Annotated in this window: 9 protein-coding genes and 2 tRNA genes; 5 read left to right on the forward strand and 6 right to left on the reverse strand. The window is 45.5% G+C overall.

Features of this window, described 5'->3' with window-relative positions; all coding sequences use genetic code 11:
• Positions 1-31: 31 nt before the first annotated feature.
• The 4 genes from ACS8FD_RS11245 to rsmH form a co-directional block, all read right to left on the reverse strand.
• The gene (locus ACS8FD_RS11245) at positions 32-1,699 is read right to left on the reverse strand and encodes a UDP-N-acetylmuramoyl-L-alanyl-D-glutamate--2,6-diaminopimelate ligase (RefSeq protein ID WP_439275935.1); all 1,668 of its coding nucleotides are present in this window, start codon (positions 1,697-1,699) and stop codon (positions 32-34) included.
• 64 nt (positions 1,700-1,763) lie between these two features.
• Positions 1,764-3,830, reverse strand: a complete 2,067-nt coding sequence (locus ACS8FD_RS11250; RefSeq protein WP_439275936.1) for a peptidoglycan D,D-transpeptidase FtsI family protein — start codon at positions 3,828-3,830, stop codon at positions 1,764-1,766.
• Positions 3,827-4,312 (reverse strand): cell division protein FtsL, encoded by a 486-nt coding sequence (gene ftsL, locus ACS8FD_RS11255; protein ID WP_439275937.1) that lies wholly within the window; start codon positions 4,310-4,312, stop codon positions 3,827-3,829. Before ftsL ends, ACS8FD_RS11250 begins: the two co-directional genes overlap by 4 nt.
• Before the next feature lie 290 nt (positions 4,313-4,602).
• On the reverse strand, positions 4,603-5,655 hold the full coding sequence (gene rsmH, locus ACS8FD_RS11260; protein WP_439275938.1) for a 16S rRNA (cytosine(1402)-N(4))-methyltransferase RsmH: 1,053 nt from the start codon (positions 5,653-5,655) through the stop codon (positions 4,603-4,605).
• A gap of 277 nt (positions 5,656-5,932) precedes the next feature.
• On the opposite strand from rsmH, the gene gltX reads away from it, so the two are divergent.
• Positions 5,933-7,474 (forward strand): glutamate--tRNA ligase, encoded by a 1,542-nt coding sequence (gene gltX, locus ACS8FD_RS11265; protein ID WP_439275943.1) that lies wholly within the window; start codon positions 5,933-5,935, stop codon positions 7,472-7,474.
• Between the two features lie 83 nt (positions 7,475-7,557).
• Here gltX and ACS8FD_RS11270 read toward each other — a convergent pair whose 3' ends face one another.
• The gene (locus ACS8FD_RS11270) at positions 7,558-7,743 is read right to left on the reverse strand and encodes a hypothetical protein (RefSeq protein ID WP_439275939.1); all 186 of its coding nucleotides are present in this window, start codon (positions 7,741-7,743) and stop codon (positions 7,558-7,560) included.
• Positions 7,744-7,920: 177 nt separating this feature from the next.
• On the opposite strand from ACS8FD_RS11270, the gene ACS8FD_RS11275 reads away from it, so the two are divergent.
• The 3 genes from ACS8FD_RS11275 (at position 7,921) to ACS8FD_RS11285 (ending at position 9,725) form a co-directional block, all read left to right on the forward strand.
• A tRNA-Ala gene (locus ACS8FD_RS11275) sits at positions 7,921-7,996 on the forward strand.
• Positions 7,997-8,134: 138 nt separating this feature from the next.
• Positions 8,135-8,210 (forward strand) — tRNA-Glu (locus ACS8FD_RS11280).
• Positions 8,211-8,663: 453 nt separating this feature from the next.
• A complete protein-coding gene (locus tag ACS8FD_RS11285; RefSeq protein WP_439275940.1) occupies positions 8,664-9,725 on the forward strand; it encodes a hypothetical protein in 1,062 nt (353 codons plus the stop codon).
• Positions 9,726-9,967: 242 nt separating this feature from the next.
• Here the strand turns inward: ACS8FD_RS11285 and ACS8FD_RS11290 are convergent, their stop codons facing one another.
• Positions 9,968-10,888, reverse strand: a complete 921-nt coding sequence (locus ACS8FD_RS11290; RefSeq protein WP_439275941.1) for a DMT family transporter — start codon at positions 10,886-10,888, stop codon at positions 9,968-9,970.
• A gap of 388 nt (positions 10,889-11,276) precedes the next feature.
• On the opposite strand from ACS8FD_RS11290, the gene ACS8FD_RS11295 reads away from it, so the two are divergent.
• The gene (locus tag ACS8FD_RS11295) at positions 11,277-11,930 is read left to right on the forward strand and encodes a LysE family translocator (protein ID WP_439275942.1); all 654 of its coding nucleotides are present in this window, start codon (positions 11,277-11,279) and stop codon (positions 11,928-11,930) included.
• Positions 11,931-12,076: the final 146 nt, after the last annotated feature.

The following is a 12,076-nucleotide window of genomic DNA, read 5'->3' on the forward strand; positions in this document are numbered from 1 at the left end:
TCTCATATTTGCTTCAAGAAGGGTTGGCGAGCTATGATCGACCTGCTTGCTTGAGGGCCTGTTGCAAGATAACACTGTCATCGAAGTCATAGCGCACTCCTTTGATCTCCTGATAAGTCTCATGACCTTTACCAGCGATGACCACGATATCATTAGCCGTTGCGCTCTTGACCGCATACTCTATCGCCTTTTGCCGTGCTGGCTCAACATAGGTACGCTCATATTGCTCGTCCGTAATGCCTACTTGCATGTCTTGCAAAATGACATTAGGGTCTTCACTACGCGGATTATCCGCGGTCAATATGACTCGATCAGCGCCCGCCAGTCCCGCTTGCGCCATAATAGGCCGCTTGCCAGCATCACGATCACCGCCGCAGCCAAACACCGCCCACAGCTCACCTTTGCAGTGCGCTCTTAGGCTCGCTAATACTTGACTGAGCGCGTCCGGCGTATGCGCATAATCAACGATAAAGCAGCCGTTATTTGAGGGCACACGCTGCATGCGCCCGACTGCGCCTTGCAATCTAGGAACCAACTCGCTGATGCGCTCAATATCTATCCCAAGTGCAACCGCCGCGGCAATAGCGGCCAATAGATTGGCAACATTGAAACGCCCTAATAGCGGACTGACCATCTCAATATTGCCAAATTCGCTCTGCATGCCTATCATCACGCCTTGCAAGCTTGGCTGAATACTAACGGCACTAAAGGTAGCTTTTTTGGCGGGATCGAGACTATAAGTCCAAACGCTCAGACTACTCGCTTGCGCAGTATCTAGCATAGTTTGTGCGTACGTATCATCGATATTGATAATGGCATGAGTAAGACTGGGGAAATGCTGCTTATCGAAGAGCTTGGCTTTAGCCGCGACATATTCATCCATATCGGTATGATAATCTAAATGATCACGCGACAGATTGGTATAAATAGCGACTTTAATAGGGACGCCTTGCAAACGCTGCTGATCGAGACCATGCGAGCTGGCCTCCAGCGCTAACAAATCCACTTGCTGCGCGCCCATTTGCTGCAAAAACGCCTGTACCGCTAGCGCATCACCAGTAGTATGGCTGGCTTGCACCAGCGCCTCTAATTTACCATTACCTGCCGTGCCCATAACCGCGCTACTCATACCTGCTAGCTGCGCCAACTGCGCAACCAATTGGCTAATCGTGGTTTTGCCATTGGTGCCAGTGACGGCGGCTACCGTAGGTAGCGTTGTTGGCTGCTCGTATTGCAGACGCAGCTGCACTAAATCACCGAAAAACTCACGGATATTAGGTACATAAACGACAGGGCAAGGCAAGATTGTTAATGGTTTCTCAGCAGGTAATTTATTATCATTCAGCTGAATATTAGCATTGGCGGGTACGTTAGCTTCGCTAAGCAGCGCCTCAGGATCTAGCTCAGATAAGATAAAAGCAGCGTTGTTTGCCGCTTGCTGCAAATAGCGACGGCTCTGCTGACAGTTCGGTGTATGGCTTTTTAACAGTATAAAGGCATCGTTTTTGGCCACTTGCCGACTATCTAATCGTAACTGTGCAAAAGAAATGCCCATCACTGGACTCAGGGCAGTGATGGACGTTAATTGTTGTGACAAACGCTTGCTTGCTGGGTTGCTGTCTTGGTTTTTATTGTCTAGTAGCTGCTGCAAGGTCACGGTACGGTTTTTATTAATACTAGCCTGATAAGCGTCGGTCATGAAAAATCCTAGAGCTTTAAAATGAAATAAATACCAATTAATTAAAAACTTAGCTTTAAGCTTGCTACTGCTCTTGGGTCTGCAATGGCTTATCAAGCGGCACATTATACAAACGAAGCGCTTCTTTCATCACGTTATGAAAGACCGGTGCGGCGGTTAAACCGGCATAATGTAGCCCGCGTGGATCTTCTAGTAAGATAACGCTGACTAGCCTTGGGTTGGACGCTGGCGCCATACCGGCGAAGATATTACGATACTGATCGGTATAATAACCGCCATCAGGGTTGATACGGCGCGAAGTACCGGTCTTACCAGCCACGCGGTAGCCATCGATGTCCGCAGCTTTTGCGGTACCACCGGGCAACGTTACCGACTCAAGCATCTCGACGATGGCCATCGCTTGCTCATGCTCCATGATGCGCTTGCTTGGCAGCGGCTTATCGGTCTTAGTCAACGTCAGCGGATGCATGACCCCGCCCGCTGCTAGTGCCGCATAAGCTTGCGCGACTTGCGCAAGCGTTGCCTCCATACCATAACCATAACTGACAGTGGCACGGCGCGCGGTTTCTTTTTCTTTGGGTGTGGTGACATTACCACTACCTTCGCCTGGAAACTGTAGCGGGGTTTTTGCGCCAAAACCAAATTTCTTTTGCATACTAGTGATACCATCAGCAGGCAAAGAGAGGGCGATTTTCGTTGAAGCCACGTTACTAGATTTTTGTAGTAAGGTCGCAAGATTAATCGTACCCAAATTATTGTGATCACGAATGGTATAACCACGGACGCGGATAGAGCCAGGATTAGTATCGATCAAAGAGTTGGCGGTATACTTTCCTGAATCAAGCGCCGCTGCTACGGTAAAAGGCTTCATCACTGAACCCGGCTCGAAGACATCGAGCAGTGCCCGATTGCGCTGATTCTCGCCGGTCATCTCATTGAGATTATTAGAATTAAAAGAAGGCCAAGTCGACAAGGCTAATACTTCACCGTTTTGGACGTCTACTACCATACCCGTTGACCAACGCGCTTGCTGCAAGCGTCCGGCTTTTTCTAATTCTTTATAGAGCAAGTACTGCAAGCGCGAATCGATAGTCAAAGCCACATTCTTACCTGCGACTTCTGGCTTTAACTGTTTAATCTCTTTGAGACTGTTCTGTTTGGCATCTTTTAGCACTAGGACTTTGCCGTCCTCCCCTGATAGTATTTGCTCAAACTGACGCTCGATACCAGCACGGCCTTCGTAACCGCCCTCAGGGTCATTAGCGTTTTGACCCATAAATCCAAGTAGCTGCGCGTTGGGCTGCGGCTGCGGATAATAGCGCTGAAAGAAATTTTTCTCATACACGCCTGGGAAGTCAAGCGAGCTGACGCTTTGGGCGATCTCGGGGGTGACTTTATTGAGTAGCGGCATATAGTGCGAGCCTGGACCTGAAGGTAGTGCTGCTTTGACCGCCTCATCATCGGTGACATCGACGCTCTTGTCGATAGCAGCAGCCTTTTCAAGCTCAGTCACCGGAATGTTGGCCGCTGCGGCTAACACAGTCAGATCCATATTATCCAAGCGCTTTTGCATCCGCGCTCTTAATACAGGTTGATTGGGGTTTTCGATGATGACCCTATTGAGCTCATAGTATTCGCGCGCATAGTCGTGCGGACTAAAGGAGACCGTCGCTAATGGCGCACTGACCGCTAGCGGTAGCTGATTACGATCGGTAATCATGCCGCGATACGACTTTTGCGTGCGCTCGCTGGTGATCAGCTCATTGCCTTTATCTTGATAAAATTGTGCATTGGCCACTTGTAGATAATAAGCACGGCCTATCAGCAGCACCAAAATCGTTAAGGCGATAGCCCACACCATCCGAAAGCGGTTTTTGTCATATTCAAAGCCGCCACGCGAAGACGCGCCTGAGGCCTTACTCATAATAGTGCGTTTAGATTTGCGGTTTTTTACACTGGTATAAGCGCCTTGCGAATCACTCTTCTTCTTACGAGAGAATATTTTTTTACCCGTACTAGTAGAGCTACCTTTAGCTTCTTGCTGCGCTTTTGCTTTGCTAGCAGGGCGCAGTGGTTTTATTACTTTACCGCTAGCTGACTTTTTATCGGTTGATGGCTTTTTACTACTCATTGTCCATCCTCTCTATAGTCTGTAGCGGACGGGTTTTCCGGGCTCAGGTCAGTATTGGCAACATCAGTGCTACTATTATCGGTATCAGCGCTAGCAAAAGTGTCGCCTGCTATCACCGGAGCGCCTGGCTGAATAATGAGTTTGTCTTTGAGCGTCGGCGAATACATGCCTAGTTCTGCAACGGCGCGACTGGCAATCTGCGGTGTGGCACTAAAGGTTTGCTGCTCAATGAGTAAGCGCTGATGCTCAACTTGTAATTTACGCTGCTGTTTTTTCATATCTTGCAAGGTTTTATAGTCTTGGTGGTATTGCTGCACGGCTTCAGCCGTTTTGATACCACTCCAAACAATACCCACCGCTAGTAGTAAAAGTACGACTACATAGATATTTATTACACTAAAACGCTGCGCAAATATTTCGCCCACATCGCTATGAGTTGAGCTTGCTACGCGGCCAGATTTAGGTTTGCCAGATATTGCCATGACGATCTCAAGAAGGTGGACTTAAAGATAAATAAACACAAACAGCTACTTTTTAATAAAAACCTAATAGGTAGTAAAAACCATTAGTTAAAAAACCTGAAGGTAACTAGCCGGTTAGTTTAACCGCTATTACTTACGGCTTTTTAACGGTTACGTATCCGTTGAAACATTATACTAAGCAACAATGGCTGAAAACTTTATATTTTTGCAATTTTGTATTTTTACTATAAAGAGATTTTCAGTTTTAACTAACTATCTGTTGACCGTAAAAGCTTATAGTGACTCAACGCTCAATTAGATTGGTGCTCATAAGCGATATCAGTACGAGTCGCCGCACGCAGCCAAGCACTACGCGAGCGCGGGTTCTGAGCGATCTCAGTTTTGCTAGGGCCAATGCGTTTGGGCTTAGTAAAGTAGCGCGGGCGCTTGGGCGGCATCGGTAGGTTTTCATCCTCAGGATACTGCCCCTTACTATGACGCTGCAAAAACTGCTTGATGCGGCGATCCTCAAGCGAATGAAAGCTGATCACCGACAGCTGACCGCCCGCCTTTAACATCTCAAGGCTTTGCTCCAAAAAGCTATCGACATCACCGAGCTCATTATTGATAAAGATACGCATCGCCTGAAAGCTTTGGGTCGCCGGATGTTTGCCGCGTTGCCAGTTGGGATGCGCCACTTTGATGACCTCAGCCAACTCTAATGTCGACTCATAGCGCTCCATTTGCTTGATCGCACGCGCTATACGCCGGCTATGACGCTCCTCGCCAAACTCATATAATACATTGGCCAAAGTCTCATCATCGACTTGCTCAAGCCACTCGGCAACCGACTGACCACGGCTGGTATCCATGCGCATATCAACGGCGCCATCACGCATAAAACTAAAGCCGCGGCTGCCATCATCGATCTGCGGTGAGGAGATGCCTAAATCTGCCATGAGGCCATCGACTTGATCAATACCAAGCGCGGCTAAGCTGTCAGTTAAAGTGGCAAAGCTGTCATGCACCACTTTGACACGACTATCTACAGCCGCTAACTCATTAGCAACTTTAATCGCCGTCGGGTCCTTATCAAAGACAATCAACTGCGCATCGTTAGCCAATTGCGAGAGTAGCAGGCGGCTATGACCACCGCGCCCAAAAGTCGCATCGACATAAATGCCGCGCGCTTGTAGACTGTTGTCGCTATTCGCTTTTGGCAGTGATTTTACGCCGAGTACGGCCGCGACGGCTTCTTTTAGCAACACCGCTTCGTGGCTAAACTCTGATTCATTAGAAGTAGCAGACTGCGTCGCTGCTTGAGCATCTAATTTTGGACTTGGCTTTGGCTTCGATAATGACACAAATAACTCAATAGATGACGACCCTATGGGCCAGTAGTGTTATAAACAAAAACAAGATAAAAATAAACAAGTTACGCCTCGCTAGCGTTATTATCGCAAGGATACACAGCTAGTCAAGCACCAACTGGGCTTTTCGCTAAAAATATCTTGGCTGTCTGTTATACTAGCGCTCTATTTTACGCTATTTTTTGCGGTTAGTTATAACCGTCTTTACTCAATTTTTAGACCCAACCTTTGAACCAAATACTTCTTAACCGATCATTCTATGTAAGGCGACCTGATGCAAACCACTTCAAATAATCCAGCCCCTTCTACTCGTCCCGTGCGTACTCGTATTGCGCCATCCCCTACTGGCTTTCCGCATGTCGGTACGGCTTATATTGCGCTGTTTAATTTAGCCTTTGCTAAGGCGCATGGTGGCGAGTTTATCCTGCGTATCGAGGATACCGATCAGGCGCGATCCACTGCAGCCTCCGAGCAAATGATCTTGGACGCGCTACGTTGGGTGGGTCTGGATTGGGCGGAAGGTCCTGATGTCGGCGGGCCACATGCGCCTTATCGCCAAAGCGAGCGCGCGAATATCTATAAAGAACACGCGCAAAAGCTACTCGACAATGATCACGCGTTTCGCTGCTTTTGTACGCCCGAAGAACTAGATGCGATGCGAGCGGAGCAAATGGCTCGTGGCGAGACGCCGCGCTATGATGGTCGCTACGCCGATCTATCTCGTGAAGAATCGGATAAAATGGTCGCTGATGGCAAGCCCTTTGTCATTCGTATGCGCGTACCTACCGAAGGCGTTTGTAAAGTCGAAGACATGCTACGCGGTACGGTTGAGATTCCGTGGGAGCAAGTCGATATGCAAGTACTGCTTAAGACTGACGGCCTACCGACTTATCATTTAGCCAACGTTGTCGATGATCACTTGATGGAGATCAGCCATGTAATGCGCGGCGAAGAGTGGCTAAACTCCGCACCCAAGCATCAGCTGCTCTATGAGTATTTTGGCTGGGAGATGCCCGTGCTCTGCCACATGCCGCTACTACGCAACCCTGATAAATCAAAGCTGTCTAAGCGCAAAAACCCAACTTCTATCACTTATTATCGTGATGCTGGCGTGCTACCAGAAGCGCTGCTCAATTACTTAGGTCGTATGGGCTACTCGATGCCGAATGACGAAGAAAAGTTCACGCTTGACGAGATGATCGCAAGTTTCAATATTCAGCGCGTCTCCTTAGGCGGCCCTATCTTCGATATCGAAAAGCTCAATTGGCTCAATAGCGAATGGCTACGCGAGCTAACACCTGAAGAATTAAAAAACAGAATTCTCGACTGGGCTAATAACAGCGATAAATTAACCGCAATGGCTGCAGCGATTCAACCGCGTATTGAACTGCTCTCTGATGCGGTCAATTGGGGTGGCTTTTATTTTCAGAACCTGCCTGAGATTACCAGCGATGACTTCGAACACAAAAACCTTACGCCTGAGCAAATCATGGAGATTCTCCAGTTAACGCTATGGCAACTTGAGTCGTTGCCTGAATGGTCTGAGGAAAATATCTATACTACTATCAAAGGCTTGTCTGCGGCGCTCGATATTAAGATGCGCGATTTTATCGCTCCCTTCTTTATCGCTATTGCGGGTAGCTCCTCCTCTACCCCTGTCATGAACTCGATGTGGATTATCGGTGCGGATATGACTTTGAACCGCTTGCGCCACGCGGTTGAGGTACTTGGCGGATTAGGTAAGAAAAAACTAAAGAAGCTGGAGAAAAAAGCCACAGATCTGCCTGATTTTTTGGCCGCTGACAGTGAGTAAGTTTGTTAGATAGATATTTTAAAAGTATAAACTGGCGTGGGTGGCGCAAGAGCAAAGCCCACGTTTTTTGGTAGGTTAATTTATTAGAGATAAGTAAAATCCATATGAGGGAATTGAGATTCCATTATTTTTGCGAGTTCTTGGTTTTGTTCACGAGTTGGTAATGTATTAAAGATGCCCATCTCCTTCATAGTTTTTTCTTCAAAATTTTTAATTTCTTCATCTGAAGCTTCTTTATTCAATTTATTCTGTCTTCTATCAACTGCCATTTAAATCTCCAATAGTCAGTAACCTTTAAGTCTTTAAAGATTAGCTTAGTAAAGCTTTTAATGAGTATTACGCTAACAATTATCTATCAACTCTCACTTGGAATTATTTATCAATATTTCAAAAATAGCTATTGACAACCATCCTGCTATTCCCTAAAATACGCTCACTCTTAACGAGGGGCTATAGCTCAGTTGGTAGAGCACTTGCATGGCATGCAAGGGGTCAACGGTTCGACTCCGTTTAGCTCCACCATCTATTTATTGTTTATTATAATAAATATTGTTAAGAAGCAGTATCAGCACCTAGGCAAGGCTTGTTTATATAGAATAAGCGCTCTGATATTGTGCAGTACCGTTGTAGCCGTATTTATTAAGCTATGACACTCTATGCGTCCCCATCGTCTAGAGGCCTAGGACACCGCCCTTTCACGGCGGTAACGGGGGTTCGAATCCCCCTGGGGACGCCACTATTTGGCGTCATTTGTTAGCACTGCTGCTTAGCATCAGATTAGACTAATAAACGCACCACTAAAAGCTCAGTCATCCTCGATGACTGAGCTTTTTTTATGCTTTAATTTTATAGGCTTCCTTAACTAATCCTCAAGCTGTTAAGTTGACGTTAATAATTGATATATCCATAAATATCAATACCTTATAACAAGTTTACTAAGTATTAACACAACTTTACATCTGCCTGATTCTTTCACATGGTTTAACACTCCTATACACGATGGCTTTGTTTTTATACTTAACTGTATTATTAATACAGCTTTTAATTCCTTATGCTTTGCTTATATTTATAAAGTTCTACTTTTATTCAATTTATAGATAAATTTGTAGACGACTAACGCCGACTCGATCATCTCGATGGTTTAGGCAAGGATCCTATTAGTATTTACAATAAAATATAAGGAATAGCTATGTTACCTACTACTTACTCCCCTCAGCGGCGTCCGTCTTGGCGCGGTGTGCTAGCAGGTCTCGTTATGGGACTAATCGTCGTTATGGCGATGGTTGCTTTAGCGCTAGTGTTAAGCTCGTTTTTGCCTTTTGATCTAAAAGGAACCAGCATTGCGGGCGGAATTTATGCCGCTATTACCGCTTTAGTCAGTGCTTTTGTCGCAGGCTACTATGCTATTAAATTCTCAGCACCAGAAGCTATCTTTGGTGATGGTAAAGAAGTCGATCAAAAAGATGCGTCTTTAACCGGTATGTTGACCGCCGCTTTAATTGTCCTGTTTACGACCTTTTTTGCTATGAGCGGTGCTACTAGCATCTTGGCAACTGCAGGTAATGTGGTTGGCGGTACGGTAAGTACAGTTGCTAAAACCGCTGGTGGTGTTGCAGCAGCAGGGTCTTCGGCAGTAGGAACGGCAGCCGTTGCCGCACCTGATAGCTCTATTGAGCAAATGCAACAAAAAGCTCAACAAGCTTATCAAACGGTTTCAGGTGATATTAGCCAAGAAGATCTCAACGCTTTAGTCGCTAAGAACACACAAGGCCTGAACGAAACCCAAATCGCAGCGACAACTGACGTATTAGAAGAGATGATCAATAATACTCGCGGTGATGTTGCTGATATGGACTTCACGAATATCGACACTTGGCGCAACATTGATGACTATGCAAAACAGCGTATGGCATCAATCGAACAAACGCTGAACAGTGATGAGCTAATCACGCGTCTGCAAGCAGAAGGACTTACCGAAGCGCAAGCGCTAGAAGTACGTAATGAAGCTACTCAGTCATTTAACGAATATAAAATGAAAACTGAGCAGTATATAGCCCAAGCTCAACAAACTGTTGATCAAAATCTACAACAAGCTGAAGAAGTTGCTCGTAAAGCTGCCCTATACAGTGGTCTATTTTGGTTAATCAGTGCTATATTGACTTTCGTAGCTGCTATAGCAGGGGCAAAAAGCGCCGCTACTAGTCATCGCTTAGAGCGCCCTATCGTCACTTATGGTGATAATGTACGATAAGCTATGATTTATCATCAATCTGATTAGTTGAGACAAGAAAAGCTCAATCCCAATAAAATAGAGGATTGAGCTTTTTTATGCGTCAATTTTTTTATATATAGCCGGTCCACTATAAAATAAATACAGTGCTGCTGGGATGAATTTTGCGCAGCATCGAAGGAACGCAGCACGCAAGAAAAATTTATACCAGTAGCACTCCGCTATAGCTGTACAGTTTTTATTTAGGATTCACTATAACGCAATTAACGCTCTACATCTAATGGCTGCGAGGACTTCCTAAAGCTGGCCAAAGACAAGTTCAAAGATAAGTAAGTGCCGATAAGTATCACCGCTGAGCCTATGATAGCGGCAGTATCCAAAGCTTCATCTAATAAGATATAACCAAATATAATGGCAAAGATTGGAATCACTAATGTAATACTGGTCGCCCGCATCGGACCAATACTCTTTATCAGCTCATTAATAAAGATAAAGGCGATAGCGGTTGAGAATACGCCGATACAAACGACGGATACCCAAGCTTTAACACTGATACTCTGACCATACGGAAACTCGTAAATCGCCACAGGTAGCATCACCACACTAGCAATCAGCATAGCGCCGATAGTAATAGCGACAGGCGAGGTGTCTTGCAAATAGTTCTTGGTGACGTTCGCCCCTACTGCATAACCCACACAGCCGAGCAATGCATAGCCCATTGGCAATAGCCCTGAGCTCAAATCCGTAGCCGCACCGCCAAATAAGCTTTCACTCATTAAGATTACGACGCCTACGATGCCGATAAATAAACCTAAGGTCTGCTTTTTTGAGAGCTTATCATTGAAGAACGTACTGGCGATAAATCCGCTCATCATCGGAACCGCGGCATTGAGCACCGCGAGCACGCCAGCATTAACGGCTTGAGCGGCATAAGAGAATAAAACAAACGGAATCGCTGTAGAGATCAGGCCCACTACGGTAAGCAGCTTCCAGTGCTGCCGGACCGCAATTAAATGAGAAGGATTGAACGCAACGAAAGCAAGCATCGTGACACCAGCAAATATCACCCGTAAGCTGGCAAACGACATAGAGCCAAATTCAGGCACGCCAACTCTATAAAATATAAAGGATAGCGACCACATAAAGGATAAGCTAATAAAGATAATAAGATCGCGTCTACTCATGAGGTACTCAGCTTGGCGGTTGTCTGATAGGATAGGTGGACAATATTGCTAAAAAGAAAGTAAAGCAATAAAAATATGTTGATAATAACTTTTTAAGCGTATAAAGGGTGGTTTATCTGTGGATTTAGCGTCAGTATTAGCTATTATCAGGGTTTATATCACCCGCTTTTTTACTGCAGGATCCTGCTTTCTCTAAAAGTAGCTGCTTGATTATGTCGATAACGAACAATCTACATATAGTAAGTCCAAAGTAAAATTGTTCTAAATTTAAACGCGCTACTGGTATATCATTTTTAGAGTGAATCAACTATAAAAAGTAAGCCAGCTTAGCTGACCAAGTAAACAAGGTTATAGGCTAGAATAATAACGAAACAAAAGGTGTTGGGCTATGTTTGGTATCGAGAACTATTGGGGGTTTATTCTGACTGGTATTTTATTAAATATCACGCCAGGCACAGATACCATGTACATCATCACTCGTAGTGTGGCGCAAGGGAATAAGGCGGGACTCTATTCGGTGCTAGGTATCGTCTCCGGCATTTTGGTGCACACTATATTAGCAGCACTGGGTTTATCAATTATCTTAGCCAACTCACCATTAGCCTTCACTATTGTTAAATATATCGGGGCCATCTACTTATGCTATCTAGGGGTCAAGATGTTAACGCAAAAGTCGGACGCTGTCATAGCAGAGGGCTTGCCCACTAAAGACAAAACCGCGCAAGTAAAGTCTCTAGATTATGGAAAAATATATAAGCAAGGCGTATTGACCAACACCTTTAACCCAAAAGTGGCGCTATTCTTCCTAGCTTTTTTTCCGCAGTTTATCGATCCAAGCTACGCGCATAGCACGCTATCGTTTTTGATCTTAGGTCTTACCTTTGCCGTGACCGGTCTAATTTGGTGCTTATGCCTAACACTACTAGCCTCAAGATTTAGCAAAAAGCTACGCGAAAACCCAGCTATTGAAACTATCTTAAATAAGATCAGCGGCGTGGTATTTATTGGTTTAGGAATTAAGCTGTTGACTGAAAAGGGTTAAAGTTAGAAAAACAAGCCCCCTTACCACAAAACTATCATCCACAAAAAAGCCCAGCCCCCGATATAGATGTGAACCGACCCCCATAAGTTGGACACAACTTATGGGGTATTTTTATGCATTACGACCTAGACTTTAAGCTGCAAGTC

The sequence above is a fragment of the Psychrobacter sp. 1U2 genome (assembly GCF_051847575.1).

Bases quoted from the DNA above. Each gene is read 5' to 3' on its own strand.
- ACS8FD_RS11245 (WP_439275935.1), bottom strand. From the start codon at position 1,699: ATGACCGACGCTTATCAGGCTAGTATTAATAAAAACCGTACCGTGACC.
- ACS8FD_RS11250 (WP_439275936.1), bottom strand. From the start codon at position 3,830: ATGAGTAGTAAAAAGCCATCAACCGATAAAAAGTCAGCTAGCGGTAAA.
- ACS8FD_RS11290 (WP_439275941.1), bottom strand. From the start codon at position 10,888: ATGAGTAGACGCGATCTTATTATCTTTATTAGCTTATCCTTTATGTGG.
- ACS8FD_RS11295 (WP_439275942.1), top strand. From the start codon at position 11,277: ATGTTTGGTATCGAGAACTATTGGGGGTTTATTCTGACTGGTATTTTA.
- ftsL (WP_439275937.1), bottom strand. From the start codon at position 4,312: ATGGCAATATCTGGCAAACCTAAATCTGGCCGCGTAGCAAGCTCAACT.
- ACS8FD_RS11285 (WP_439275940.1), top strand. From the start codon at position 8,664: ATGTTACCTACTACTTACTCCCCTCAGCGGCGTCCGTCTTGGCGCGGT.
- ACS8FD_RS11270 (WP_439275939.1), bottom strand. From the start codon at position 7,743: ATGGCAGTTGATAGAAGACAGAATAAATTGAATAAAGAAGCTTCAGAT.